Annotated in this window: 36 protein-coding genes, 3 tRNA genes and 2 pseudogenes; 2 read left to right on the forward strand and 39 right to left on the reverse strand. The window is 42.4% G+C overall.

Annotated features, from left to right (window positions below; all coding sequences use genetic code 11):
- Positions 1-17 precede the first annotated feature (17 nt).
- From radC to AB5542_RS10430, 5 genes are all read right to left on the reverse strand, one after another.
- The gene (gene radC, locus AB5542_RS10410; RefSeq protein WP_087421869.1) at positions 18-713 is read right to left on the reverse strand and encodes a RadC family protein; all 696 of its coding nucleotides are present in this window, start codon (positions 711-713) and stop codon (positions 18-20) included.
- Positions 714-855: 142 nt separating this feature from the next.
- Complete coding sequence (rpsT, locus tag AB5542_RS10415; RefSeq protein WP_027201645.1) at positions 856-1,107, reverse strand: 30S ribosomal protein S20; 252 nt, start codon at positions 1,105-1,107, stop codon at positions 856-858.
- Between the two features lie 28 nt (positions 1,108-1,135).
- Positions 1,136-1,207, reverse strand: a tRNA-Glu gene (locus AB5542_RS10420).
- A gap of 22 nt (positions 1,208-1,229) precedes the next feature.
- Positions 1,230-1,301: transfer RNA gene (locus AB5542_RS10425), tRNA-Glu, on the reverse strand.
- 29 nt (positions 1,302-1,330) lie between these two features.
- Positions 1,331-1,402: transfer RNA gene (locus AB5542_RS10430), tRNA-Glu, on the reverse strand.
- Between the two features lie 304 nt (positions 1,403-1,706).
- Between AB5542_RS10430 and rsmI the strand changes: the two genes are divergently transcribed.
- Entirely contained in the window at positions 1,707-2,402 is a 696-nt protein-coding gene (rsmI, locus tag AB5542_RS10435; protein WP_027201646.1) for a 16S rRNA (cytidine(1402)-2'-O)-methyltransferase, read from the forward strand.
- 34 nt (positions 2,403-2,436) lie between these two features.
- Here rsmI and AB5542_RS10440 read toward each other — a convergent pair whose 3' ends face one another.
- Entirely contained in the window at positions 2,437-3,090 is a 654-nt protein-coding gene (locus AB5542_RS10440; protein WP_027201647.1) for an MIP family channel protein, read from the reverse strand.
- 129 nt (positions 3,091-3,219) lie between these two features.
- Positions 3,220-4,503 carry a phosphopyruvate hydratase gene (gene eno / locus AB5542_RS10445; RefSeq protein WP_118260062.1) on the reverse strand — a complete coding sequence of 428 codons (1,284 nt, stop codon included), beginning with the start codon at positions 4,501-4,503 and terminating at the stop codon, positions 3,220-3,222.
- A gap of 228 nt (positions 4,504-4,731) precedes the next feature.
- Between eno and AB5542_RS10450 the strand changes: the two genes are divergently transcribed.
- A complete protein-coding gene (locus tag AB5542_RS10450; RefSeq protein ID WP_279036986.1) occupies positions 4,732-7,197 on the forward strand; it encodes a TonB-dependent receptor domain-containing protein in 2,466 nt (821 codons plus the stop codon).
- Here the strand turns inward: AB5542_RS10450 and AB5542_RS10455 are convergent.
- The 32 genes and pseudogenes from AB5542_RS10455 to fusA form a co-directional block, all read right to left on the reverse strand.
- Positions 7,194-7,370 (reverse strand): annotated as a pseudogene (locus AB5542_RS10455) (winged helix-turn-helix transcriptional regulator); the annotation flags it as partial. The gene AB5542_RS10450 and the pseudogene AB5542_RS10455 sit on opposite strands and share 4 nt — an antisense overlap.
- A gap of 127 nt (positions 7,371-7,497) precedes the next feature.
- A complete protein-coding gene (gene rplQ / locus AB5542_RS10460; RefSeq protein WP_087421406.1) occupies positions 7,498-8,004 on the reverse strand; it encodes a 50S ribosomal protein L17 in 507 nt (168 codons plus the stop codon).
- 5 nt (positions 8,005-8,009) lie between these two features.
- Positions 8,010-9,002: a DNA-directed RNA polymerase subunit alpha gene (locus AB5542_RS10465; RefSeq protein ID WP_027201651.1), complete on the reverse strand. Its 993-nt coding sequence runs from the start codon at positions 9,000-9,002 to the stop codon at positions 8,010-8,012.
- 16 nt (positions 9,003-9,018) lie between these two features.
- Entirely contained in the window at positions 9,019-9,627 is a 609-nt protein-coding gene (gene rpsD, locus AB5542_RS10470) for a 30S ribosomal protein S4 (protein WP_087421405.1), read from the reverse strand.
- A gap of 106 nt (positions 9,628-9,733) precedes the next feature.
- Positions 9,734-10,123 carry a 30S ribosomal protein S11 gene (gene rpsK, locus AB5542_RS10475; protein WP_027201653.1) on the reverse strand — a complete coding sequence of 130 codons (390 nt, stop codon included), beginning with the start codon at positions 10,121-10,123 and terminating at the stop codon, positions 9,734-9,736.
- A gap of 18 nt (positions 10,124-10,141) precedes the next feature.
- Complete coding sequence (gene rpsM, locus AB5542_RS10480) at positions 10,142-10,519, reverse strand: 30S ribosomal protein S13 (RefSeq protein WP_027201654.1); 378 nt, start codon at positions 10,517-10,519, stop codon at positions 10,142-10,144.
- Positions 10,520-10,552: 33 nt separating this feature from the next.
- The gene (gene ykgO, locus AB5542_RS10485) at positions 10,553-10,669 is read right to left on the reverse strand and encodes a type B 50S ribosomal protein L36 (RefSeq protein WP_072025884.1); all 117 of its coding nucleotides are present in this window, start codon (positions 10,667-10,669) and stop codon (positions 10,553-10,555) included.
- 11 nt (positions 10,670-10,680) lie between these two features.
- Positions 10,681-10,902: a translation initiation factor IF-1 gene (gene infA, locus AB5542_RS10490; protein WP_009137817.1), complete on the reverse strand. Its 222-nt coding sequence runs from the start codon at positions 10,900-10,902 to the stop codon at positions 10,681-10,683.
- 3 nt (positions 10,903-10,905) lie between these two features.
- A complete protein-coding gene (gene map, locus AB5542_RS10495) occupies positions 10,906-11,682 on the reverse strand; it encodes a type I methionyl aminopeptidase (protein WP_118303780.1) in 777 nt (258 codons plus the stop codon).
- Positions 11,683-11,705: 23 nt separating this feature from the next.
- On the reverse strand, positions 11,706-13,049 hold the full coding sequence (gene secY / locus AB5542_RS10500) for a preprotein translocase subunit SecY (RefSeq protein WP_027201656.1): 1,344 nt from the start codon (positions 13,047-13,049) through the stop codon (positions 11,706-11,708).
- 101 nt (positions 13,050-13,150) lie between these two features.
- Complete coding sequence (gene rplO, locus AB5542_RS10505; RefSeq protein WP_087421403.1) at positions 13,151-13,597, reverse strand: 50S ribosomal protein L15; 447 nt, start codon at positions 13,595-13,597, stop codon at positions 13,151-13,153.
- A 28-nt stretch (positions 13,598-13,625) separates the two neighbouring features.
- On the reverse strand, positions 13,626-13,808 hold the full coding sequence (rpmD, locus tag AB5542_RS10510) for a 50S ribosomal protein L30 (RefSeq protein WP_087421402.1): 183 nt from the start codon (positions 13,806-13,808) through the stop codon (positions 13,626-13,628).
- A 13-nt stretch (positions 13,809-13,821) separates the two neighbouring features.
- The gene (gene rpsE / locus AB5542_RS10515; protein WP_027201659.1) at positions 13,822-14,328 is read right to left on the reverse strand and encodes a 30S ribosomal protein S5; all 507 of its coding nucleotides are present in this window, start codon (positions 14,326-14,328) and stop codon (positions 13,822-13,824) included.
- 12 nt (positions 14,329-14,340) lie between these two features.
- Positions 14,341-14,697, reverse strand: coding sequence for a 50S ribosomal protein L18 (rplR, locus tag AB5542_RS10520; RefSeq protein WP_027201660.1), 357 nt, complete (start codon positions 14,695-14,697; stop codon positions 14,341-14,343).
- 22 nt (positions 14,698-14,719) lie between these two features.
- Positions 14,720-15,274: a 50S ribosomal protein L6 gene (gene rplF, locus AB5542_RS10525; RefSeq protein WP_087421401.1), complete on the reverse strand. Its 555-nt coding sequence runs from the start codon at positions 15,272-15,274 to the stop codon at positions 14,720-14,722.
- Between the two features lie 15 nt (positions 15,275-15,289).
- Positions 15,290-15,685 carry a 30S ribosomal protein S8 gene (gene rpsH / locus AB5542_RS10530; RefSeq protein WP_018337672.1) on the reverse strand — a complete coding sequence of 132 codons (396 nt, stop codon included), beginning with the start codon at positions 15,683-15,685 and terminating at the stop codon, positions 15,290-15,292.
- Between the two features lie 18 nt (positions 15,686-15,703).
- Positions 15,704-15,973: a 30S ribosomal protein S14 gene (gene rpsN, locus AB5542_RS10535; RefSeq protein WP_027201662.1), complete on the reverse strand. Its 270-nt coding sequence runs from the start codon at positions 15,971-15,973 to the stop codon at positions 15,704-15,706.
- A gap of 11 nt (positions 15,974-15,984) precedes the next feature.
- The gene (gene rplE, locus AB5542_RS10540; RefSeq protein WP_087421400.1) at positions 15,985-16,533 is read right to left on the reverse strand and encodes a 50S ribosomal protein L5; all 549 of its coding nucleotides are present in this window, start codon (positions 16,531-16,533) and stop codon (positions 15,985-15,987) included.
- 119 nt (positions 16,534-16,652) lie between these two features.
- The gene (gene rplX / locus AB5542_RS10545) at positions 16,653-16,976 is read right to left on the reverse strand and encodes a 50S ribosomal protein L24 (protein WP_027201664.1); all 324 of its coding nucleotides are present in this window, start codon (positions 16,974-16,976) and stop codon (positions 16,653-16,655) included.
- 91 nt (positions 16,977-17,067) lie between these two features.
- Positions 17,068-17,433: a 50S ribosomal protein L14 gene (gene rplN, locus AB5542_RS10550; protein WP_087421399.1), complete on the reverse strand. Its 366-nt coding sequence runs from the start codon at positions 17,431-17,433 to the stop codon at positions 17,068-17,070.
- Between the two features lie 2 nt (positions 17,434-17,435).
- Positions 17,436-17,690 (reverse strand): 30S ribosomal protein S17, encoded by a 255-nt coding sequence (gene rpsQ / locus AB5542_RS10555; RefSeq protein WP_027201666.1) that lies wholly within the window; start codon positions 17,688-17,690, stop codon positions 17,436-17,438.
- A gap of 7 nt (positions 17,691-17,697) precedes the next feature.
- A complete protein-coding gene (gene rpmC, locus AB5542_RS10560) occupies positions 17,698-17,892 on the reverse strand; it encodes a 50S ribosomal protein L29 (protein WP_027201667.1) in 195 nt (64 codons plus the stop codon).
- 44 nt (positions 17,893-17,936) lie between these two features.
- A complete protein-coding gene (rplP, locus tag AB5542_RS10565) occupies positions 17,937-18,356 on the reverse strand; it encodes a 50S ribosomal protein L16 (protein ID WP_027201668.1) in 420 nt (139 codons plus the stop codon).
- 29 nt (positions 18,357-18,385) lie between these two features.
- Positions 18,386-19,114 (reverse strand): 30S ribosomal protein S3, encoded by a 729-nt coding sequence (rpsC, locus tag AB5542_RS10570; RefSeq protein ID WP_027201669.1) that lies wholly within the window; start codon positions 19,112-19,114, stop codon positions 18,386-18,388.
- Positions 19,115-19,119: 5 nt separating this feature from the next.
- Positions 19,120-19,539, reverse strand: a complete 420-nt coding sequence (gene rplV, locus AB5542_RS10575) for a 50S ribosomal protein L22 (protein WP_027201670.1) — start codon at positions 19,537-19,539, stop codon at positions 19,120-19,122.
- 36 nt (positions 19,540-19,575) lie between these two features.
- Positions 19,576-19,845, reverse strand: coding sequence for a 30S ribosomal protein S19 (gene rpsS / locus AB5542_RS10580; RefSeq protein ID WP_027201671.1), 270 nt, complete (start codon positions 19,843-19,845; stop codon positions 19,576-19,578).
- Between the two features lie 19 nt (positions 19,846-19,864).
- A complete protein-coding gene (gene rplB / locus AB5542_RS10585) occupies positions 19,865-20,689 on the reverse strand; it encodes a 50S ribosomal protein L2 (protein ID WP_087421397.1) in 825 nt (274 codons plus the stop codon).
- Between the two features lie 5 nt (positions 20,690-20,694).
- Entirely contained in the window at positions 20,695-20,985 is a 291-nt protein-coding gene (rplW, locus tag AB5542_RS10590) for a 50S ribosomal protein L23 (protein WP_087421396.1), read from the reverse strand.
- Between the two features lie 3 nt (positions 20,986-20,988).
- The gene (rplD, locus tag AB5542_RS10595) at positions 20,989-21,627 is read right to left on the reverse strand and encodes a 50S ribosomal protein L4 (protein ID WP_118303774.1); all 639 of its coding nucleotides are present in this window, start codon (positions 21,625-21,627) and stop codon (positions 20,989-20,991) included.
- A complete protein-coding gene (gene rplC, locus AB5542_RS10600; RefSeq protein ID WP_027201675.1) occupies positions 21,627-22,244 on the reverse strand; it encodes a 50S ribosomal protein L3 in 618 nt (205 codons plus the stop codon). Before rplC ends, rplD begins: the two co-directional genes overlap by 1 nt.
- 65 nt (positions 22,245-22,309) lie before the next feature.
- Positions 22,310-22,615 carry a 30S ribosomal protein S10 gene (gene rpsJ, locus AB5542_RS10605; RefSeq protein WP_009137840.1) on the reverse strand — a complete coding sequence of 102 codons (306 nt, stop codon included), beginning with the start codon at positions 22,613-22,615 and terminating at the stop codon, positions 22,310-22,312.
- A gap of 77 nt (positions 22,616-22,692) precedes the next feature.
- Positions 22,693-23,625: pseudogene (gene fusA / locus AB5542_RS10610) on the reverse strand (elongation factor G); the annotation flags it as partial.

Consider the following 23,625-nt stretch of genomic DNA (forward strand, 5'->3'; position numbering starts at 1 on the left):
TTCAGCACTTAATGGGATTAAAGCATCCCATTATCCGCAAAACTATAATACCGATTAGGGCAAACGACAATGTGATCCAGCAACGTGATGTCTAATACACGCCCAGCCTCCTGTACTTTCTTTGTCAAAGTAATATCATGGGAACTCGGACGATCATTACCGCTGGGATGATTATGAGCTATTACGATGGAACAAGCTTTTGATTCCAGTACTTTCCGGAATATCATACGAATATCAATAATCGTACTCTCTATTCCTCCTGAAAACAAGCGATCGCATGACTTAATCCGACAAGCGCTTGACAAAGTGACCACCCAAAATTCCTCATGATCCAGATCTCCAATCAAGGGCTGAAGATAATCGTACAAATCCCTGCTGGTTGTCAACGCCGGTTCCTCCCTTGCTGTCGACAACGCCCGGCGGCGTCCCAATTCCATGGCAGCAATGATTGAGGCAGCTTTCGCCATCCCAACTCCTTTATAGCGATTCATAAAATCCGATACAGAAAGACGAGCCAGCGTATTCAAATCATTACTGGCATCCGTCAAAATCCGGCGAGACAAATCCAAGGCTGATTCCCCTCCACTCCCCGAACGGATTAAAATTGCGAGCAACTCGTTTGTCGAAAGCGCAGTAACACCTTTCAACAACATCTTTTCCCGGGGCTTATCGTCTTCCGCCCACGAGGAAATCGGGATATAATTTCCAGTCATAACTTTTTCTTTATAACTGGCAATGTAGCTATTTTTTTGTAATAAAAAAATCTCGAGAAGTAATTTCTCAAGATCAACCGACACATAGAAATAAAGGTAACAAACAAATTGTTTGTTACCTCAATATCTTAAGATAGTAAAATTACAGTTTATTCACATGTAAAGCCAAGCTAGACTTCAAGTTAGCTGCTTTGTTCTTGTGGATAATATGTTTTTTTGCTAATTTATCCAACATAGCCGACACTTTCGGCAACAAGTCTGCTGCAGTCTCCTTTTCGGTCATTGCACGTAGCTTTCTAACGGCATTTCTAGCAGTCTTTGCGTAATAACGATTGTGTAATCTTCTTTTTTCAGTCTGCCTTATTCTTTTTTCTGATGATTGATGATTTGCCATCTCTACAAATTAATTTAATTCAACTTTGTAGTCCGTACGAGAATCGAACTCGTGTTACAAGAATGAAAATCTTGCGTCCTAACCCCTAGACGAACGGACCATAAAACCCACTAAAATCTCGGTAGTCCGTACGAGAATCGAACTCGTGTTACAAGAATGAAAATCTTGCGTCCTAACCCCTAGACGAACGGACCATCGTTAAATATTTTGCTTTTTGCCCTAGTAGTCCGTACGGGAATCGAACCCGTGTTACAAGAATGAGAATCTTGCGTCCTAGCCCCTAGACGAACGGACCATCTTTTGCTTTAGCGGTTGCAAATATACGGCAAATTTCATTCCTACCAAAGAAAACGTGTGTTTTTTTTCACATTACTGATTATTTAACTACAAATACGTCTTCAAAGCATTGAAAATTAATGACATGAAAAACGATACTATATTAACAAAATAACCACCCATTCCCCCATACAGGCAAACACACGTAGCATAAAACCCCAAAAAACATACATTACAATGAAATTAATTCCCTACCTTTGCCTCCATAAACTATTGAAAATAGAAATTCATTTTCAATTTTCAATTTTCAATTTTCAATCATTATGGCTAAATTATATCTGATCCCAACTCCTGTTGGAAATCTTGAAGACATCACGCTGAGAGCGCTTCGTATACTAAAAGAAGTACCTCTTGTACTTGCCGAAGACACCCGTACCTCTGCGAAACTATTAAAACATTACGAGATTAACACCCCCCTGCTCTCACATCATAAATTCAACGAACACCAGCAAGTGAGTCGTATTGCCGAGCGTATTGCACGAGGCGAAGACATAGCCTTAATCAGTGATGCCGGGACACCAGGAATCTCCGACCCGGGATTTCTACTTGTACGTACCTGTATCGAACAAGGAATAGAAACTGAATGTCTGCCTGGAGCCACGGCATTTGTTCCCGCTCTCGTCAATTCCGGTCTACCCTGCGACCGTTTTTGTTTTGAAGGATTCCTGCCACAAAAGAAAGGTCGTCAAAAAAAACTTATAGCTCTTGCCGAAGAGGAACGCACAATGATATTTTACGAATCACCATTCCGTCTGGTAAAGGCCCTCGAACAGATGGCTGAATTCTTCGGCGAAAACCGACATGCTTGTGTAGCTCGCGAGATCAGTAAACTTTTCGAAGATTTCCAGCGAGGTACGTTGAAAGAACTAATTGATCATTTTACCGAAAACGGGGTAAAAGGAGAAATCGTCATGATCGTGGAAGGTAAACCCAAAAAAGAAGAGGAAGAATCAGAATAAAAATGGGGACTCCACCAAGTCCCCATCTTCATATTTATTTACATTTCTGACATTCGAAATATTTCCAGACTCCGGCAGCAAGGATAGCACCTAAAAATGGAGCGATAATGAACAACCATAACTGACTTAAAGCATTACCACCTTCAAAAATAGCAGGAGCAATACTTCGAGCCGGATTAACAGAAGTTCCTGTCACAGGGATACATACAATATGGATCAAAACCAAAGATAGACCAATTGCTAATCCCGCAAATCCGGCAGGAGCGTTAGCACTCGTGGACCCCAGAACAACAAGGATAAAGATAAAGGTAAACACCAACTCCGCCACAAAAGCCGGAACCATATTTCCTTCCCCGTACATATTTGCACCCGTTCCTTCCAACCCCATCCCGGAAGAAATCACGTAAAGAATCGCCGACCCGATAAAAGCACCGATGACCTGAAATAACATATACATCCCAGCATCCTTTCCGCTCATTCGCCCCGTCAAGAAAACACCTAATGTAATAGCCGGATTAATATGACATCCGGAAATACCACCAATAGCATATGCCATTGCTACCACAGACAAACCAAAAGCGAAAGCAATCCCCAAAAAACCGATTTCTGCTCCGGCAATAACAGCACTACCGCATCCCATAAGCACGAGTACCATAGTACCAATCATTTCAGCTACATACTTTTTCATAAATTTGTTTTTAAGATTTTAGGATTACAAATATACTATAAAATTAGGATATGTTATCCTGCTCAAAAAAAGAAAAGACTCCTATAACAATTGTCATAAGAGTCTTTTCCCCTATAAAATAAATTTCAATTACTTGCTGAATTTCCGTCCGTAGAACTGAGCACTATCACCTAATTCTTCCTCGATCCGAAGTAATTGATTGTATTTTGCCATACGATCAGAACGACTTAATGATCCCGTCTTAATTTGTCCGGAATTGGTTGCCACCGCAATATCCGCAATAGTTGCGTCCTCCGTCTCCCCGGAACGATGAGAAGTGACCGACGTGTAGCCGGCACGGTGAGCCATATCAATCGCATCCAATGTTTCGGTTAATGTACCAATCTGGTTTACCTTGATCAAAATGGAATTAGCACATCCCATTTCAATGCCTTTCTTCAAATATTGCACGTTTGTCACGAACAAATCATCCCCCACTAACTGGCAACGGTCCCCGATACGCTCTGTCAGTAATTTCCAGCCTTCCCAATCGTTCTCACTCATACCATCCTCGATAGAATCGATCGGGTAACGGGATATTAATTCCTCCAGATAAGCTACCTGCTCGGCTGAAGAACGCTTTGCGCCCGTTGCTCCTTCAAATTTAGAATAATCGTAAACTCCATCCTTATAGAATTCAGAAGAGGCACAATCCAACCCGATCATCACATCCTCACCCGCCTTATACCCGGCAGCCTCAATAGCTTTAATAATAGATTCCAAGGCATCTTCCGTTCCTTTCAATGCGGGAGCAAAACCACCTTCGTCACCCACGGCCGTACTCAACCCGCGATCGTGAAGAACTTTCTTCAAACTATGGAAAACCTCCGCACCCATGCGCAAAGCCTCACGGAAAGATTCAGCCCCAACCGGACGAATCATAAACTCCTGGAACGCAATAGGGGCATCAGAATGAGATCCTCCGTTAATAATATTCATCATCGGCACCGGTAACACTTTTGCGTTTACACCACCGATGTAACGATATAACGGCATTTCCAATGCGTTAGCAGCAGCTTTCGCACAAGCCAAAGACACTCCTAATAATGCATTGGCACCTAAATTACTCTTGGTCGGCGTACCGTCCAATTCCAATAAAACACGGTCAATCCCTACCTGATCGGTCACATTCATTCCCAATAAGGCATCAGCAATCACCGTATTTACATTATTCACGGCTTTGGTTACCCCTTTACCGCCATATCTTTTCTTGTCTCCATCACGCAATTCCAATGCTTCATGTTCTCCAGTGGACGCTCCGGACGGAACCGCAGCACGGCCCATCGCCCCACATTCCAGAATAACATCTACTTCTACGGTCGGATTTCCTCTTGAATCCAACACTTCTCTTCCGATAACTTCTGTAATATACATTCCTCTTAACTTTAAAAGTTCGTAAATAAATTGTTGTGACTAAGATACGTAAAACAATTGAAAAAGTCACATGATTTGGTTTATAAAGTTTATAAAGTTCCTTGTCATAAACTTTAGCCCCGCAATAAACTTTCCTCGGAAAGATTTGTCTTAATAGTGTGAAGATTTGGTTTGTAATTAAAAACACTCCATTCTTCGACGGAATGTTCAATTGTGTATAAAGTGTATATGAGTAAAGTAAAAGAAGCTGTTTTAGCTATCTTCTTCACGTTGTTTGCCCTATCTACCTTTGCCCAAACGGGAAGTGTCAGAGGACGAATTATAGATGCTAAAACGAAGAAACCCTTAGAGTTTGTCAACGTGAGTATCCGAGCCACGGGAACTCAAACCCCGTTAACCGGAACAGTCAGTGATTCAACCGGAGTTTTCCGTATCAACCGAGTGAAGAACGGGGCTTACACGCTCACCGCCTCGTTTATCGGTTACAAATCCGTGGAAAAAGAATTCACGATCTCACCGACCGCGAGAAACGTAAACGTGAAAAACATCCTTTTGGAAGAAGACAGTCAAGTGATTGACGAGATAAAGGTTGTCGGCCAACGAGCACAAATGAGATTCGAAATCGACAAAAAAGTCTTCGACGTGGAATCCAATATTTCTCAAGCCGGAGGATCAGCCAGCGAGCTACTTGAAAATATTCCCTCGGTGGAGGTAGACAACGAGGGAGAAATCTCTTTACGGGGAAACTCAAGTGTTACGATCTGGATCAATGGCAAGGCATCAGGCCTGTCCGCAGATAATCAAGCCCAAATACTGGAACAAATTCCTGCTGAAAGCATTGAGCGCATAGAATTGATCACGAACCCCTCGGCCAAATTCAGCCCGGAAGGGACTTCCGGAATCATCAACATTATTTTGAAGAAAAACCGGAAAGCCGGATATTACGGTAGCTTCCAAGTCGGGGCCGATATTTTAGGCGGGTATAATGCCAGCGGTAGTATCAATTACAGTAGTGGTAAGATTGAATCTTACCTTAACGTCGGGTACCGCCAAAGGAAATCGGAAGGTAAGGATAATACAGATCGTATTAATCTGGATGACCAAGGTAATCCGGTTTCCTACTTGAACCAGAAAGGCTGGAACGATCGGGATGGCGGTTCACTCTTCACTCGGGCAGGTCTAACACTACACCTCACCCAGACCGACCATATCGGAATTGAAGGATTCGGACATTTCGGGAACCGGAATTCCAACAACACCATTCGTTACGAAAGCGATGTCCCTGGCTCGTTCACCAGTAGCGAACGTATCAGCGATTCTGACAACTCCTCCAAAGGGGGCAACATCAACCTCGACTACAAGCATGAATTCAGCGAAAGCAGTAATCTCGTGGCTCGTGCTTCGTGGGATTTATGGGTTTCTGACGGGACCAGTACATACAAACAACATTCCCTCTACCCAGAAAATAAAGAAACCTCTTCCTGGCAAAAACAGGAAAGTGACAACCGTTCACAAAGCTGGGAATTTCAAGCAGACTACGTGAACCAATTCACGGAAGAAAGTAAGTTGGAGGCAGGTTATAAAGGTACGCTCAGCAGCCAAAAAAGTCCCGTGGAAACCTATTCCGGTGAAACGGAAACGACAGCCGATTTTGACGAGTTATTATATAACAAATACTCTTACGACCGAAATATCCAAGCCTTATACGCCACGTTCTCCACGAAAGTGAATAACTTCGGGTTGCAACTAGGCTTACGGGGAGAATACACGGACACGGAGACCAAATCACTGGGGTACGGAGAAACCGAGGCCACGGCCATTCCTTATAAAGACAACTATTTCAGTTTATTCCCCAGCCTGTTCCTCTCGTACAGTCTTCCGAAAAATCATGAAATACAGGTCAACTACACCCGACGAATTTCACGTCCCAGAGGCTGGCAATTGAACCCGTTTATGAACATGACCGATTCACTCAATATCTCGTTCGGAAATCCTTACCTTTCTCCGGAATATTCCAATTCCTTCGAGTTGAATTACATCAAGACTTGGGAAAAACACACGCTATCCGTCTCCACCTACTACCGGAACACGGACGACGTGATCCAACGTATTCGTTACCGGGAAGGAGATGTCATGAAAAGCACATCGGCTAACATTACACAATCTTCTTCTGCCGGAGCCGAAATTGTGGCAAAAAACAAACTACTGAAATTCCTAGACTTTACAACAACCCTGAATTTCTATTATAACGAACTGGAAGGCTTTTCTTACCTCCCGGCAGGAGCAGACACCCCGGTTACGGGAGAACGGGACGATAACTTCTCCTGGACAGGTAAAATCATTGCCAATGCCATGCTACCGTACGCCATCTCGTTACAGGCTACCGGAAGCTACAACTCCAAACAGATTATTGCTCAAGGCCACCGGGAGGCAAGTTACCGCTTAGATCTGGGAGCCCGGAAGTTTTTCTTTGACCGGAAAATAAACCTTAGTATAAGCGTGCAGGACATTTTGAATTCCCGTAGTTGGCACAGCATCACTTCTGGTAACGGGTTTAAACAAGATAGTGATAGTTGGAGAAAAGGCGGGGTTTTCCGTTTCACGTTAAGCTATAACTTCGGAAACATGAAAGCTTCCAAGCAAAAGCAACAGCGCCCTTCGGAAGAGATGAACATGATGGAAGAAGAGTTTTAATTTTTAATTATCACTTCCCAACGTCCACCTCTGTCCGGCCCGATTCTGCGGAGTATTCCGTCAGCTTTGAGCCGGGCAAAATGTTTTTCTACCGCTTTCGGCGAAATCCCGATCCGTGTCGCAACAGTCGTGGCACTCAACATCGGATCTTCCAATAACAAGGAAATAATTTTCTCCCTACCTTTTGGCGCTTTCTCCCTACCTTTTTTTTATTTTTCTCCCTACGGCCAAAACAATCGTTCCCCTAAAAAATAACCCCGGACGTATTGCCCGGGGTTATTTTTTATCTGGAATAATACTTTATTCAGCTTTCGGAGCTTCTTCCGTAGCAGGAGCCTCAGCCACCTGAGTTTCCTCGGTAGCGGCAGGAGCAGCCTCTTTCTTAGCAGAAGGTCTTCTACGACGAGTAGTTTTCTTAGCCTCTTCTTTCTTCACTTCAGTATAAGTCGTGTTATAATCCACCAACTCAATCATACACATTTCAGCGTTATCCCCCAAACGGTTACCCAATTTCAAAATACGGGTATATCCTCCCGGACGATTAGCAATTTTCTGTGCAACGTCACCGAACATTTCAGCAACAACTTCTTTGCGACGAAGGTAAGAGAAGACGGTTCTTCTAGAGTGAGTCGTGTCGTTTTTGGCTTTCGTCAAAAGCGGCTCAACATAGACCTTTAGGGCCTTAGCTTTAGCTAGTGTCGTTTGGATTCTCTTGTGAAGAATCAAAGAACAAGCCATATTAGAAAGTAGAGCATGTCTGTGAGAACTAGTTCTACCTAAATGGTTAATTTTCTTATTATGTCTCATTTTACTTATTCTTTGTCTAATTTATACTTGGCAACATCCATACCGAATTCAAGGTTATTGTTCTCCAGAAGGGCTTCCAACTCAGTCAAAGACTTCTTACCGAAATTTCTAAACTTCAACAAGTCGTTCTTATTAAATTGAACAAGCTCACCCAAAGTTTCAACCTCAGCTGACTTCAAACAATTCAATGCACGCACGGAAAGATCCATGTCCACAAGTTTCGTCTTCAACAGCTGACGCATATGCAATACCTCTTCATCAAACTCTTCGTTTCCATATTTATCCTCTGTTTCAAGAGTAATTTTCTCGTCAGAGAACAACATGAAGTGATGGATCAAGATTTTAGCAGCCTCTTTCAACGCATCCGTGGGATTGATAGAACCATCAGTTTCGATGTCGAAAACCAAACGTTCATAGTCAGTTTTTCCTTCTACACGGTAGTTCTCAATCTCGTATTTCACGTTTTTAATCGGCGTGTAAATAGCATCGATAGGAATTACACCAATCTCGGCATCTGCAGGCATATTCTCTGAAGCAGGAACATAACCGCGTCCTTTTTGAATGGTCAACTCCATGTCTAGGCTCGTGGAAGTATCCATGTTGCAGATTACCAATTCCGGGTTCAAAACCTCAAACCCTTTCAGGAATTGATTCATATCACCGGCAGTAAACGTCTCCTGTCCAGAAACGGTAACGGTCAACTTTTCATTCTCCACGTCCTCCACTTTTCTTTTTAACCGAACCTGTTTCAAGTTCAAGATAATCTCGGTTACATCTTCAATGACACCAGGGATTGTCGCAAACTCATGATCTACACCTTGAATTTTAATACCGGTAATCGCAAAGCCTTCCAAAGAAGACAACAAGATTCTGCGTAGTGGATTACCAATAGTGATGCCGTAACCTGGCTCCAACGGGCGGAATTCGAATTTACCGAATCTATCCGTTGATTCAAGCATGATTACTTTGTCCGGTTTCTGGAAAGCTAATATTGCCATATATATTTTTATTTTACTACTTAGAATACAACTCTACGATTAACTGCTCTTTAATGTTCTCTGGAATATCTGCTCTTTCCGGAACATTAAGTAGTTTACCACTCATAGCTGCAGCATCCCACTCTAACCAAGAGTATCTGCTACTTCTATTTCCTCTCAATGATTCGTTAATCACTTCCAGTGCCTTAGATTTCTCTCTTACAGCAACAACATCTCCCGGACGAACGTGACATGAAGGAATGTTACATACGTGACCGTTAATAGTGATGTGTCTGTGAGAAACAAACTGACGGGCAGCCGCACGGGTAGGAGCGATTCCTAAACGATAAACCACGTTATCCAAACGACATTCCAACAATTGAAGTAATACCTCACCGGTTACTCCCTTACTACTTTCAGCTCTCTCGAATAAGATACGGAATTGTCTTTCCAACAAACCGTAAGTATATTTTGCTTTTTGTTTTTCTTTCAACTGAGTACCGTACTCAGAGATTTTCTTTCTACGATGAGCAATACCGTGTTGTCCGGGAGGGTAATTACGATGTTCTAACGCTTTATCCGGTCCAAAAATGGGCTCACCAAATTTTCTTGCTATCTTAGACTTAGGTCCTGTATATCTAGCCATTTTATTATGATTTTAAATTTTAGATTTTAAATTTTAAATTGTCGCGATTCTTCAAATCGTTCGAACCTCAAATTTTACAATTTACAATTTACAATTTAAAATTACATTAGACTCTTCTCCGTTTGGGAGGACGACATCCATTGTGCGGAAGTGGCGTAACATCAATGATCTCGGCAACTTCGATTCCGCAAGCGTGGATAGCACGAATTGCTGATTCTCTACCGTTACCCGGTCCTTTGACATATACCTTAACTTTTCTCATTCCCAAATCGAAAGCAACTTTACCACAATCGGTAGCTGCTGTCTGGGCTGCATAAGGGGTGTTTTTCTTTGATCCTCTAAATCCCATCTTACCTGCTGATGACCAAGAGATGACTTGTCCACTTGAATTAGTCAACGAGATAATGATGTTATTAAAAGAGGAGTGAACGTGTGCTTGTCCCACGGCTTCAACTTTAACTAGCCGTTTCTTGTTTGATGTAGACTTCTTTGCCATAATTCAATCTCTAATCAATTATTTAGTTGCTTTCTTCTTGTTAGCAACAGTTTTCTTTTTACCCTTTCTCGTACGGGCATTGTTCTTCGTACTTTGTCCTCTTACCGGAAGACCGATACGATGTCTGATTCCTCTGTAACAACCGATATCCATCAGTCGTTTGATGTTCATTTGGACTGAAGTTCTCAACTCTCCTTCTACTTTGTACCCACCATTGATGACATTACGTACAGCAGCTAGTTGATCGTCATTCCAATCCTTTACCTTAGTGTCAAAATCGATGCCGGCCTTTTCTAATATGGTCCTGGCACTACTTCTACCTATACCAAAGATATAGGTCAGAGCTATCTCCCCTCTCTTGTTTGAGGGCAAATCTACACCAACGATTCTTGCCATAAATCTCTTTTACTCTTTTTACTAAATTAATAATCAACCCTGACGTTGTTTGAACTTCGGGTTCTTTTTGCAAATGACGTACAAAACGCCTTTTCTTCTTACAATCTTGCAATCAGCACTACGCTTCTTAACAGATGCTCTTACCTTCATTGCTCAACAATTTAATTTTTATATCTAAATGTTATCCTACCTTTCGTGAGATCGTAAGGGGACATATCCACTCTCACTCTATCTCCCGGAAGTATCTTTATATAGTGCATTCGCATCTTTCCCGAAATGTGGGCTGTTATAATATGCCCGTTTTCCAGTTCAACACGAAACATAGCATTTGACAATGCTTCCGTTATTACTCCATCTTGCTCTATCGAAGGCTGTTTCGCCATAATTCAATTTTTACAATTTCCTGTCTCTATATATTCAAATGTTGACAAAATATCAGCTTCACCTTTTCTGATAGCCAACGTATGCTCGAAATGTGCGGCGGGCAGATGATCTCTTGTCTTTATTGTCCATCCGTCTGCCATCTGGAAAACGTTACGGGCTCCCATATTAATCATGGGCTCAATAGCGATCACCATTCCGATCTTCAATTTGCATCCCTGTCCTCTTCGTCCGTAGTTCGGCACCTGAGGCTCTTCATGCAAGTTCTTTCCCACGCCATGACCGACTAGTTCCCTGACAACAGAGAATCCATTCGCTTCGGCATACGACTGCACGGCATAACCAATATCTCCTATCCTCATTCCCGCAACAGCCTGTTCTATCCCTTTGTACAAGCTATCTTTTGTCACTTGTAAAAGCTTTTTCACTTCATCACTAATCTCCCCGACAGCAAAAGTATAGGCGCTATCCCCATAAAAACCATTCTTCACAACCCCGCAATCAACGGATACGACATCACCTTCCTCTAAACGACGAGAGGACGGAATCCCATGAACCACTTCGTCATTCACTGAAATACAAAGCGTGTTTGGGAACCCTCCATACCCAAGAAATCCGGGAATGCCACCATTCGAACGAATAAAATCCTCAGCGATCTTATCCAACTCTAAAGTCGAAATACCCGGGCGAATGTGTTTGGACACCTCACCCAGAGTCTTTCCTACTAATTGGTTGCTTTCCCGCAATAACTCAATCTCCTCCTGTGTCTTTAAAAAAATCATGCCGCAAAAGTACAATTTATTTCTTAATATGCAGCAGGTCCTCCAGGATTTTTACCTTTAATACGTCCCGATTTCATCAACCCGTCATAGTGACGCATCAACAAGTGTGATTCGATTTGTTGTAATGTATCTAACACTACACCAACCAAAATCAACAAAGACGTACCTCCATAGAACTGAGCAAACTGGTGGTTAACACCCGAGATCTGGGCGAAAGCCGGAAGAATTGCTACAATTCCCAGGAATATAGATCCAGGAAGTGTGATTCTAGACATAATGGTATCGAGAAACTCCATCGTTTTTCTTCCCGGTTTTACTCCCGGAATAAATCCACCGTTCTTCTTCATATCCTCAGACATTTGCATCGGATTCACCGTGATAGCCGTGTAGAAATAAGTAAACGCGACAATCATGATAAAGAACGTGAAGTTATACCAGAATCCAGTGAAGTTTGAAAACGCTGCAGCAAAACCGGATAATGATTCCGAATTTGCATAGTTAATCAAAGAAATAGGCAATAACATGATAGCCTGAGCGAAGATGATAGGCATAACCCCGGCCGCATTGATCTTCAACGGAATGTATTGACGAACGCCACCGTATTGTTTGTTACCCACGATTCTCTTGGCATACTGTACAGGCACTTTACGTGTTCCCTGCACAAGCAGGATTGACCCACAGAATACCAGGAATAATATGATCAACTCGATCAAGAACGCTACCAAACCTCCTCCTTGTTGAGAAACTCTGGAAGTTAACTCTGCAATGAAAGCGAATGGTAAACGAGCGATGATACCGATCATGATGATAATGGACACACCGTTACCGATTCCCTTATCAGTAATTCTCTCTCCCAACCACAGGACAAACATTGAACCTGCAGCCATGATCACGATGGAAGGGAGCTGGAATTGCCAAAAACCAGTAGATACAAAAGCCTCTGCCGGTACCTGAGCTTTCAAGTTTGTAAGATACGCCGAACCTTGTAATACCAGGATAACTAATGTGAGGTACCGCGTAATCTGGTTAATCTTACGTCTACCGCTCTCGCCTTCCTTCTGTAAGCGCTGGAAATAAGGAACCGCAATTCCCAATAACTGCACAACGATGGACGCGGAGATGTAGGGCATAATACCTAACGCAAATACCGACGCGTTCGAGAATGCACCTCCTGAGAACATATCCAACAAGCCTAATACTCCGCTGGATGTCTGATCTTTCAGAGCCTGCAAACCATGAGGGTCGATACCCGGCAGTACGATCTCTGTTCCTAACCTGTAAACGAGAATAAGCCCAAGCGTAGTAAGAATCCTAGTCTTGAGCTCTTCTATTTTCCAAATGTTCTTTAATGTATCAAATAACTTCATAAGTTCTTTCTTTTAAGGCATTGATTTGGGATTTTGTTAAAGTTGCTTCAAAAATAGTAATTCTATTTTAAAAACAACTTTAAACTCCCAAATTTTTAATCTTACAATTTAACTACTGTTCCGCCAACAGCCTCGATAGCGGCTACCGCTTTAGCGGAGAAAGCATCAGCTTTCACCTCAAGCTTAGCAGTTAACGCTCCGTCACCTAATACCTTAAGAAGATCGTTCTTAGACATTAACCCGGCTTGAATCAATACATCCCGGTCGATCACGGTAAGATTATCTCTTTCAGCCAGAGCCTGAAGCATCCCTACATTGATAGCTTTATATTCTACTCTGTTTATATTTTTAAAGCCAAATTTCGGTACACGTCTCTGCAAAGGCATCTGCCCACCTTCAAAACCAATCTTAGATTTATAACCTGATCTTGATTTGGCTCCCTTGTGCCCTCTTGTAGAAGTACCTCCTTTTCCGGAACCTTGACCACGACCAATTCTCTTTTCTCTGTGAGTTGATCCGGCAGCCGGTTTTAAGCTACTTAAATCCATTGTATACTCTTTAAAATAGGTTTAACAATTACTTTACTTCCTCCACGCGCACGAGATGTTGCACTTTAGCAACCATTCCCATGATTTGCGGTGAAGTTTCGTGTTCAACACTGCTGTTCACTTTTCCGAGGCCCAGTGCGTTCAAAGTAGCAATTTGACGTTTATCACTACCAATTCTACTTCTTACCAATGTAATTTTAATCTTTGCCATCGTTACTTCCAGTTTATCCGTTAAACACTTTGTCAAGACTAATTCCTCTCTGTTGTGCAATCATACGAGGATCTCTCAATAACTTCAAAGCAGCAAAAGTTGCTTTTACCAAGTTGTGAGGGTTGGATGATCCTTTAGATTTTGCCAACACGTCTTTCACTCCTGCACTTTCCAACACGGCACGCATAGCACCTCCGGCAACCAGCCCGGTACCGGAAGAAGCGGGACGCATGAATACAGTTGCACCACTATATTTAGCCTCTTGCTCGTGAGGAAGAGTTCCTTTCAATACAGGTACTTTAATCAAATTTTTCTTCGCAGCCTCAACGCCTTTTGCAATAGCAGTAGTTACCTCGTTAGCTTTACCTAACCCGTAACCCACGGTACCGTTTTCGTCGCCTACAACCACGATAGCAGAGAAACTGAATGTTCTACCTCCCTTGGTAACTTTCGTTACACGGTTGATAGCCACCAATCTGTCTTTCAATTCCAAGTCTGCACTATTAATCTTCTGTTCCATTCTTGCCTACTTTTAAAAATTAAGACCACCGTTACGAGCTGCATCTGCTAATGCTTTCACTCTTCCGTGATATAAATACCCGTTTCTGTCAAACACAACAGCGGTAATCCCGGCTGCTTTTGCCTTTTCAGCAAGCATGGCACCCAACAATTGGGCCTGTTCTGTCTTGTTACCTTTCTTTTCAGCGATCTCCTTGCATAAAGAAGATGCTGATACCAGAGTTTTCCCGGCATTATCATCAATCAACTGAGCAGAAATTTGCGTGTTTGAACGATATACGGACAAACGAGGTCTCTCAGCTGTTCCGAAGATTACTTTACGTATTCTTCTCTTTATTCTTATTCTTCTTTCTACCTTAGTTAAAGCCATAACATTACTTTTTTACAGGTGATTAAACTTTAGCTGATTTACCAGCCTTACGACGAAGAACTTCACCCACAAATTTAATACCTTTACCTTTATACGGCTCCGGTTTACGGAATGAACGAATCTTAGCCGCTACCTGACCGATCAATTGTTTATCGCAGCTTTCCAGCGTGATAATCGGGTTAGCACGTTTTTCATTAAGCACACTTACTTTCACTTCGTTCGGTAACACCATGAAGATTCCGTGTGAATAACCTAATCCCAATTCAAGAACCTGACCTTCAGCATTTGCTCTGTAACCTACTCCGACCAACTCTTGTTTGATCGTGTAACCTTCAGAAACACCTACAACCATGTTGTGAATCAAGGAACGATATAAACCGTGCATGGCTTTATGAGCTTTATCTTCTGACGGACGCTCTACAACAACGTGAGCTCCTTCCACTTTCACGATCATATCTGCGTGTACGTCCTGAGAAAGTTCTCCCTTAGGACCTTTAACTACGACCGTGTTATCAGGATTTACAGTAACTGTAACCCCTTGTGGTATATCTATTGGTAATTTTCCTATTCGTGACATTTTCCGCCCTTTTTATTAATAAACATAACACAATACTTCTCCACCAACATTCTTTTGGCGAGCTTCTTTATCAGACATTACGCCTAATGACGTTGACAAAATCGCGATACCTAATCCGTTTAACACGCGAGGCATATCCTCTACGTTCGTGTAACGTCTCAGACCCGGTTTTGAAACACGTGTCAATGTCCTAATGGCGGGAGCCTTCGTTTCAGGATGATATTTCAAAGCAATTTTAATGTTGCTTCTAACACCATCTTGCTCGAATTTATAATTCAGGATATATCCTTTTTCTTTTAAGATTTTGGTCATTTCCCGTTTCATTTTTGACCCGGGGATATCCACAACTTTATGACCTGCTTTTACTGCGTTCCTAATACGAGTCAGGAAATCTGCTATTGGATCTGTCATCTCTTCAAATTTTAAATATTACCAACTAGCCTTTTTAACTCCAGGTATAAGTCCGGCAGATGCCATTTCGCGGAATTGAATTCTGCTTATACCAAATTGTCTCATGTACCCTCTCGGTCTTCCCGTCAATTTGCATCTATTGTGCAAACGAACGCGACTTGAATTCTTAGGCAGAAGGCTTAATCCAATATAGTCTCCTTCCTCTTTTAATTTAGCTCGTTTCGCGGCGTACTTTTCTACCAATTTTGCACGCTTTACCTCACGGGCCTTCATTGATTCTTTTGCCATTTCGCTTTTTTTTAGTTCTTTTTAAATGGTAATCCAAATTCTCTTAGAAGAGCAAAAGCCTCTTCGTCGGTATTAGCCGAAGTTACAAACGTTACATTCATACCCATGATCTTGTGAACACTGTCCAACACGATTTCCGGGAAAATGATCTGCTCTTCTATTCCTAATGTGTAATTTCCTCTTCCATCAAGCTTATTGTTGATTCCTTTGAAGTCGCGGATACGCGGAAGTGCGGAAACAATAAGTCTTTCTAAAAATTCATACATACGTTCTTTACGCAAGGTTACTCTAACGCCAATCGGCATTCCTTTACGTAATTTAAAGTTAGAAACGTCCTTGGTAGATTTACAAGCAACAGGCTTCTGGCCGGTAATGGTTGCAATCTCGTTCATTGAAAACTCAAGGATTTTCTTATCCTGGATGGATGATCCCACGCCCTGATTGATTACTATCTTCTCCAATCTGGGTGCCTGCATAACTGACTTGTATCCGAACTCCTTCATCAAAGTCGGTACAATTTCTTCGTTATACTTTGTTTTGTAATTTGGTACGTATTTCATTTATAATTATTTAGTTATCATGCCTCACGGCATATTACATTAAATTTGCGGCTGCAAAGCTACAAATTTAAATTAATAATTGCAAGTTGCTCTGGGACAACCTGCAATTATTTATTTTACTATTTCAATTCCTGTCCGGATTTCTTAGCGTATCTTACTAATTTTCCTTCGGCATTCCGTCTACGTCCTACCTTTGTCGGTTTTCCCGTAACCGGATCAACTACGTTCAAGTTGGAAATGTGAATAGGAGCTTCCTTCTTGATAATTCCTCCTTGCGGGTGAGTTGCGTTGGGTTTGGTATGTTTGCTTACCAGGTTGATACCCTCAACAATAGCTCTTTGCTTGTCCGGAATCATTTCAAGTACTTTTCCCTGCTTTCCTCTGTCTTCTCCTGCATTTACCTGAACTAAGTCACCTTTCTTTATATGAAACTTCTTGCTCATCGTATAAATTATTTATGATTTATGATTTACGACTTATGATTCAAGAAATTCGATTATGCAATCTAAAATCCAAAATCATAAATCTAAAATCTTAAAGTACTTCGGGGGCTAATGACACAATCTTGGTATAACCCTCACGAACTTCTCTGGCAACAGGTCCGAAGATACGAGTTCCTCTCATTTCACCCGCGTTGTTCAATAACACGCAAGCATTGTCATCAAAGCGGATATAAGATCCGTCCGGACGTCTGTACTCTTTACTTACACGAACTACCACTGCCTTACTAACTGAACCTTTTTTTACGTCACCGTTCGGGATGGCATTCTTCACGGCAACAACGATTTTATCGCCCACGCGTGCATATCTTTTCTTGGTACCACCAAGAACACGGATACAAAGCACTTCTCTAGCGCCGCTGTTGTCGGCTACGGTCAATCTACTCTCTTGTTGTATCATGATTACTTAGCTCTTTCAATGATTTCAACTAATCTCCATCTCTTGGTTTTACTCAAAGGACGGGTCTCCATAATTCTCACTGTATCCCCGATGTTACATTCGTTTTTCTCATCGTGAGCAGTGAACTTCTTGGTCTTGTTGACGAACTTCCCGTAAATCGGGTGTTTCTCCTTAAAATGAACGGCAACCGTGATAGATTTGTCCATCTTGTTGCTTACCACAAGACCGGTACGCTCTTTTCTAAGATTTCTTTCCATTTTTCTACTACTTATTTAATTCACGTTTGCGTAACTCCGTCATCAATCTAGCGATGTTTCTTCTTGTCGTCCGGATTAACATCGGGTTCTCAAGTGGAGAAACAGCATGGTTCATCTTCATCTTGGTCAAGGCAGCTTTTTCTGTCTCGATCTTTTCTCTTATCTCTTCAGTGGTTAAATCTTTAATCTCTGATGTTTTCATTTCTCTTACAATTTTTCGTTTCGAAATTCAAAATAGTCTCACGACTACTCAGTGTAATCACGTCTAACCACGAACTTAGTAGCGATGGGTAGCTTTTGTGCTGCCAGGCGCAATGCCTCCTTAGCGATTGCATACGGAACTCCATCTGCTTCGAAAAGAATACGACCCGGAGTAACAGGAGCAACGAATCCTTCTGGAGATCCCTTACCCTTACCCATACGAACCTCAGCGGGTTTCTTAGTAATAGGTTTATCTGGAAATATACGAATCCATATCTGACCCTGTCTTTGCATGTAACGGGTTACTGCAACACGGGCTGCCTCAATCTGGCGTTGTTCGATCCACATGTTCTCCAACGCCTTGATCCCGAAAGATCCAAATGCAAGTTCATGTCCTCTTTGGGCATTCCCTCTCATTCTCCCTTTCTGCGATCTTCTGTATTTAGTCCTTTTTGGCTGTAACATAGCTCTTGATCTATTTAAAAGTTAAAAGACTATTTTTTTCTCTTTTTGAAACCGCCTTTTTTGCCGGCATTGTTCGGACGGTTGTTGTTCTCTTTCTGAGCGCCAACCAACGCATTCGGAACCAGCTCACGTTTTCCGTAAACTTCTCCCTTGCAAATCCAAACTTTAATACCCAACTGACCATAGGTCGTCAATGCCTCGGCCTGAGCGTAATCAATATCAGCACGGAACGTGTGCAATGGAATTCTACCTTCTTTGTAGATCTCGGCTCTTGCCATTTCAGCACCGTTCAAACGACCGGAAATCAAGATCTTGATACCTTCTGCACCCATTCTCATGGTAGAAGCGATAGCCATCTTGATTGCTCTACGGTAAGCCACACGACCTTCCAGCTGACGAGCTATATTATTACCCACGATCACGGCATCCAATTCAGGACGTTTGATCTCGAAGATATTAATTTGAACTTCCTTATCGGTGATCTTCTTCAGCTCCTCTTTCAACTTATCAACTTCCTGTCCGCCTTTACCGATAATAATACCCGGACGAGCGGTGTTGATCGTGATCGTGATTAGCTTCAGGGTTCTCTCGATAACAATCTTAGCGATTCCTGCTTTAGCGAGACGGGCGTTCAGATACTTTCTGATCTTGTAATCTTCCACCAATTTATCGCCATAGTTCTTACCGCCAAACCAGTTAGAATCCCATCCTCTGATGATTCCTAATCTATTGCTTATTGGATTAACTTTCTGTCCCATGCTAACTATTCTTTTGTAATGTTTTCAACAGCTGTCTTGCTTCCCAACACGATCGTCACGTGATTTGAACGTTTACGAATCCGGTGAGCTCTTCCTTGCGGGGCCGGTCTAAGTCTTTTCAACATACCTGCACCGTCAACGAAAATTTCCTGCACGAACAAGGAGGCTTCGTCAACACGTTTACCCTCGTTCTTTTGTTCCCAGTTAGCAATTGCTGAAAGCAACAACTTTTCAACTCTACGAGCAGCTTCTTTAGGACAAAATTTAAGCATATCCAAAGCTTTCTGTACATCTACTCCGCGGATCAAGTCTGCCACCAATCTCATTTTTTGAGGAGATGTAGGACAATCGCGAAGAATTGCAAAAGCCTTCTCTTTTTTGGCTTCTTTATTCTGATTTGCTCTTAATCTTTTTCTTGCACCCATTTTAATACATCTTCTTTAGTTCAACTTTACCATGCATTATTTTTTCTTTTTATCAGCATGGCCTCTAAATGTACGTGTCGGCGCGAATTCCCCCAATTTATGACCTACCATATTTTCAGTCACGAATACCGGGATAAATTTATTACCGTTGTGTACAGCGATAGTGTGCCCTACGAAGTCCGGAGAGATCATGGAACGACGAGCCCAGGTTTTAACAACCGATTTCTTATTGGACTCATTCATTACCAATACTTTTCTCTCTAACTTGAAATCAATAAAAGGGCCTTTTTTTAACGAACGACTCATAACATCAATAATTAATCAGTTATTTTTTCCTTCTTTCTATGATATACTTGCTAGAGTGTTTCTTAGGAGCTCTAGTCTTGTAACCCTTAGCCAACAAGCCTTTTCTTGAACGAGGATGTCCTCCTGAAGCGCGGCCTTCACCACCACCCATCGGGTGATCAACCGGGTTCATTACGACACCTCTCACGCGAGGTCTGCGGCCTAACCAGCGAGTACGACCTGCTTTACCTGAACGTTCCAGCGCGTGGTCGGAGTTTGACACCGTACCAACAGTTGCACGACAGGTTAACAGCACCATACGGACTTCACCAGAAGGTAACTTGATTGAAGCGTATTTCCCTTCTCTTGCTACTAACTGAGCGTAAGAACCGGCGCTACGAGCCATCACGGCTCCTTGTTGCGGTCTTAACTCGATGTTATGAATGATTGTACCTAATGGGATTTCAGATAAGAACAATGCATTTCCAACTTCCGGAGCAACACCTGCACCACTCATCACGGTTTGACCAACTTCCAAACCGTTCGGTGCCACGATGTAACGTTTTTCTCCATCTGCATACACTAATAGAGCAATTCTCGCCGTACGATTGGGATCGTACTCGATCGTTGCAACACGAGCCGGAACATTATCCTTGTCGCGTTTGAAATCTATTATTCTGTATCTTTGTTTATGACCACCACCTATATATCTCATTGTCATTTTACCGGTGTTGTTACGTCCACCAGTTTTACTCTTTGGTCCTAACAATGATTTCTCAGGTCTATCTGTAGTCAACTGATCAAAGGTAATCGCTACCTTATGTCTCTGACCAGGAGTTACAGGGTTTAATTTTCTTACAGCCATCTTAATTAAATATTGCTAAAAAAATCAATACTATCACCTTCTGCTAAGGTCACAATTGCTTTCTTGAAGGAAGCGGTTCTTCCGGAAATAACACCTGCTTTCGTGTAACGAGATTTAGCATCTCCTTGGTACACCATCGTGTTCACAGATTTCACGGTCACGCTATACATCGTTTCAACTGCTCTCTTAATCTCAAATTTATTCGCTGCTTTGCTAACAACGAATGCTACTCTGTTCTGCTTGTCAGTCAATGCAGTCATTTTCTCTGACAAAATGGGCTTCACAATTACTTGCATGTCTTACTCTTCATTAAGATTGAACATTTCATTTAGGCCCTGCACTGAACTTTCAACGAACACGAGACTCTTAGCTCTCATGATATTGTAAGTTGCAAGATCGCTAACTCTCATCACATCCACATATTGCAAGTTACGAGCTGACAATAAAACATTCTCGTTCATGTCATTTGTAACCAACAGGATGTTACGGTTATCTAATTTCAGGTTGTTAAACAGCTGAATCATCTGTTTTGTTTTCGGTGCCTCAAAGTTGAGATCCTCAACAATAGTTACCGCGTTAGAAGCGGCTTTTACAGATAATGCTGATTTACGGGCCAATCTTTTCAGCTTCTTGTTCAATTTGAAGCTATAATCTCTTGGTACGGGTCCAAACACTCTACCCCCTCCTCTAAACAGAGGGTTCTTGATACCACCTGCACGGGCGCCACCGGTACCTTTTTGCTTTTTCAGCTTGCGGGTACTACCGGAAATTTCATTTCTTTGTTTTGACTTGTGGGTCCCTTGGCGGTTGTTCGCTAAAAACTGCTTTACATCAAGATAAATAGCGTGCTCGTTAGGCTGAATCCCGAAGATAGCGTCGTTTAACTCTACCTTCCTGCCTGTCTCTTGTCCGGCAATGTTTAATACACTTAACTCCATTACTTCTCGATAATTACGTATGAACCTTTAGCTCCGGGGATAGAACCCTTCACCAATAACAAATTATTTTCAGGTATCACTTTCAGCACTTCCAAGTTCTGAACCGTTATTCTGTCACCACCTGTTTGTCCACCCATACGCATTCCTTTGAACACGCGTGACGGTGTAGAACAAGCACCGATAGATCCCGGTTTTCTTTGACGGTTGTGCTGACCGTGAGTAGCCTCTCCTACTCCGGCAAATCCATGGCGTTTCACAACACCTTGGAAACCTTTTCCTTTACTAGTCCCGACTACATCAACGTACTCTGTTCCTTCGAACAAGTTCACGTCAATTACATCACCTAACTTGTACTCGACATCATACCCTGAAAATTCCACGAGTTTTCTTTTCGGAGTTGTGCCTGCCTTTTTAAAGTGTCCACTTAGCGGTTTGGTTGTGTTTTTCTCTTTTTTGTCATCAAAACCCAACTGAATTGCTGTGTAACCATCTTTCTCAATAGTCTTTACTTGGGTTACAACACATGGACCGGCCTCAATCACAGTGCATGGAATACTTTTTCCCTCGGCACTGAATACGGAAGTCATTCCGACTTTTTTTCCAATTAAACCTGGCATCTCTTTTTTCTCTTTTTAAAAATAGGTTTTCAATCTCTTAATAACGACATAGGTTTTCGCCGTTATCAAACTTTAATCTCTACTTCAACACCACTCGGTAATTCAAGTTTCATCAAGGCGTCAATCGTACCTGCAGTTGAACTGTAGATGTCGATTAATCTTTTGAATGTGCATACCAAGAATTGCTCGCGGCTCTTTTTGTTCACGAACGTAGAGCGGTTTACAGTAAAAATTCCCTTGTGAGTAGGAAGTGGAATCGGACCACTTACCACTGCTCCGGTAGCCTTCACTGTCTTTACAATCTTCTCTGCAGACTTGTCAACCAAGTTGTGATCGTAAGATTTCAACTTAATTCTGATTTTTTGGCTCATGTTTTTAATTATGATTTATGATTTAAGATTTACGATTCTCGATCACTCTCGAATCGTAAATCAGCAATCTAAAATTCTTATAATAGTTCTACTCTACCGTTATTTTTCTCTACCACTTCTTTGGCAATTCCCTTCGGAACTTCAGCGTAGTGAGAGAATTCCATGGATGAACTTGCACGACCGGAAGACAAAGTTCTCAAAACGGTCACGTAACCGAATTGCTCTGCTAGCGGCACTTTAGCCTCGATCACGCGAGCCCCGGCTCTTGATTCCATTCCTTCAACCTGTCCGCGACGACGGTTCAAGTCACCGATAATATCTCCCATGTACTCTTCCGGGGTTACCACCTCAAGTTTCATGATCGGCTCCAACAATACGGGTTTAGCCTTTTGAGCTGCCTCCTTGTAACCGATCTTAGCGGCCATTTCGAAAGACAACGCATCAGAGTCAACCGGGTGGAATGAACCGTCGAGCAAAGTAATCTTCAAGCTAACAAGTTCATAACCGGCCAAAACACCATTAGCCATCGCATCTTTGAATCCTTTCTCTACAGAAGGGATAAACTCCTTCGGAATATTACCACCTTTCACCTCGTTCACGAAAGTCAAACCTTCTTTGCCTTCTTCAGCCGGCTCCATTCTAAAGATGATGTCAGCGAATTTACCACGACCTCCGGTTTGTTTCTTGAACACGTGACGGTGTTCAACGGTTCCGTTGATAGCCTCTTTGTAAGCCACCTGAGGAGCACCTTGGTTACATTCAACCTTGAATTCACGTCTCAGACGGTCAAGGATAATATCCAAGTGAAGCTCACCCATACCGCTAATGACAGTCTGGCCTGAATCTTCATCCGTTTTTACGCGGAAAGTCGGGTCTTCTTCAGCCAATTTAGCCAAAGCCATACCTAACTTATCAGTATCTTTCTGTGTAAGCGGCTCAACAGCGATACCGATCACCGGCTCGGGGAAAGTCATACTCTCCAACACGATCTGGTTTTCCTCGGTACACAG

The organism is Butyricimonas sp. RTP31003st1_G1_RTP31003_210430, from assembly GCF_040920905.1.
Lineage (GTDB): Bacteria > Bacteroidota > Bacteroidia > Bacteroidales > Marinifilaceae > Butyricimonas > Butyricimonas paravirosa.

Bases quoted from the DNA above. Each gene is read 5' to 3' on its own strand.
- radC (WP_087421869.1), bottom strand. From the start codon at position 713: ATGACTGGAAATTATATCCCGATTTCCTCGTGGGCGGAAGACGATAAG.
- rpsT (WP_027201645.1), bottom strand. From the start codon at position 1,107: ATGGCAAATCATCAATCATCAGAAAAAAGAATAAGGCAGACTGAAAAA.
- rsmI (WP_027201646.1), top strand. From the start codon at position 1,707: ATGGCTAAATTATATCTGATCCCAACTCCTGTTGGAAATCTTGAAGAC.
- AB5542_RS10440 (WP_027201647.1), bottom strand. From the start codon at position 3,090: ATGAAAAAGTATGTAGCTGAAATGATTGGTACTATGGTACTCGTGCTT.
- eno (WP_118260062.1), bottom strand. From the start codon at position 4,503: ATGTATATTACAGAAGTTATCGGAAGAGAAGTGTTGGATTCAAGAGGA.
- AB5542_RS10450 (WP_279036986.1), top strand. From the start codon at position 4,732: ATGAGTAAAGTAAAAGAAGCTGTTTTAGCTATCTTCTTCACGTTGTTT.
- rplQ (WP_087421406.1), bottom strand. From the start codon at position 8,004: ATGAGACATAATAAGAAAATTAACCATTTAGGTAGAACTAGTTCTCAC.
- AB5542_RS10465 (WP_027201651.1), bottom strand. From the start codon at position 9,002: ATGGCAATATTAGCTTTCCAGAAACCGGACAAAGTAATCATGCTTGAA.
- rpsD (WP_087421405.1), bottom strand. From the start codon at position 9,627: ATGGCTAGATATACAGGACCTAAGTCTAAGATAGCAAGAAAATTTGGT.
- rpsK (WP_027201653.1), bottom strand. From the start codon at position 10,123: ATGGCAAAGAAGTCTACATCAAACAAGAAACGGCTAGTTAAAGTTGAA.
- rpsM (WP_027201654.1), bottom strand. From the start codon at position 10,519: ATGGCAAGAATCGTTGGTGTAGATTTGCCCTCAAACAAGAGAGGGGAG.
- ykgO (WP_072025884.1), bottom strand. From the start codon at position 10,669: ATGAAGGTAAGAGCATCTGTTAAGAAGCGTAGTGCTGATTGCAAGATT.
- infA (WP_009137817.1), bottom strand. From the start codon at position 10,902: ATGGCGAAACAGCCTTCGATAGAGCAAGATGGAGTAATAACGGAAGCA.
- map (WP_118303780.1), bottom strand. From the start codon at position 11,682: ATGATTTTTTTAAAGACACAGGAGGAGATTGAGTTATTGCGGGAAAGC.
- secY (WP_027201656.1), bottom strand. From the start codon at position 13,049: ATGAAGTTATTTGATACATTAAAGAACATTTGGAAAATAGAAGAGCTC.
- rplO (WP_087421403.1), bottom strand. From the start codon at position 13,597: ATGGATTTAAGTAGCTTAAAACCGGCTGCCGGATCAACTCACAGAGAA.
- rpmD (WP_087421402.1), bottom strand. From the start codon at position 13,808: ATGGCAAAGATTAAAATTACATTGGTAAGAAGTAGAATTGGTAGTGAT.
- rpsE (WP_027201659.1), bottom strand. From the start codon at position 14,328: ATGGAACAGAAGATTAATAGTGCAGACTTGGAATTGAAAGACAGATTG.
- rplR (WP_027201660.1), bottom strand. From the start codon at position 14,697: ATGGCTTTAACTAAGGTAGAAAGAAGAATAAGAATAAAGAGAAGAATA.
- rplF (WP_087421401.1), bottom strand. From the start codon at position 15,274: ATGTCACGAATAGGAAAATTACCAATAGATATACCACAAGGGGTTACA.
- rpsH (WP_018337672.1), bottom strand. From the start codon at position 15,685: ATGACAGATCCAATAGCAGATTTCCTGACTCGTATTAGGAACGCAGTA.
- rpsN (WP_027201662.1), bottom strand. From the start codon at position 15,973: ATGGCAAAAGAATCAATGAAGGCCCGTGAGGTAAAGCGTGCAAAATTG.
- rplE (WP_087421400.1), bottom strand. From the start codon at position 16,533: ATGAAATACGTACCAAATTACAAAACAAAGTATAACGAAGAAATTGTA.
- rplX (WP_027201664.1), bottom strand. From the start codon at position 16,976: ATGAGCAAGAAGTTTCATATAAAGAAAGGTGACTTAGTTCAGGTAAAT.
- rplN (WP_087421399.1), bottom strand. From the start codon at position 17,433: ATGATACAACAAGAGAGTAGATTGACCGTAGCCGACAACAGCGGCGCT.
- rpsQ (WP_027201666.1), bottom strand. From the start codon at position 17,690: ATGGAAAGAAATCTTAGAAAAGAGCGTACCGGTCTTGTGGTAAGCAAC.
- rpmC (WP_027201667.1), bottom strand. From the start codon at position 17,892: ATGAAAACATCAGAGATTAAAGATTTAACCACTGAAGAGATAAGAGAA.
- rplP (WP_027201668.1), bottom strand. From the start codon at position 18,356: ATGTTACAGCCAAAAAGGACTAAATACAGAAGATCGCAGAAAGGGAGA.
- rpsC (WP_027201669.1), bottom strand. From the start codon at position 19,114: ATGGGACAGAAAGTTAATCCAATAAGCAATAGATTAGGAATCATCAGA.
- rplV (WP_027201670.1), bottom strand. From the start codon at position 19,539: ATGGGTGCAAGAAAAAGATTAAGAGCAAATCAGAATAAAGAAGCCAAA.
- rpsS (WP_027201671.1), bottom strand. From the start codon at position 19,845: ATGAGTCGTTCGTTAAAAAAAGGCCCTTTTATTGATTTCAAGTTAGAG.
- rplB (WP_087421397.1), bottom strand. From the start codon at position 20,689: ATGGCTGTAAGAAAATTAAACCCTGTAACTCCTGGTCAGAGACATAAG.
- rplW (WP_087421396.1), bottom strand. From the start codon at position 20,985: ATGCAAGTAATTGTGAAGCCCATTTTGTCAGAGAAAATGACTGCATTG.
- rplD (WP_118303774.1), bottom strand. From the start codon at position 21,627: ATGGAGTTAAGTGTATTAAACATTGCCGGACAAGAGACAGGCAGGAAG.
- rplC (WP_027201675.1), bottom strand. From the start codon at position 22,244: ATGCCAGGTTTAATTGGAAAAAAAGTCGGAATGACTTCCGTATTCAGT.
- rpsJ (WP_009137840.1), bottom strand. From the start codon at position 22,615: ATGAGCCAAAAAATCAGAATTAAGTTGAAATCTTACGATCACAACTTG.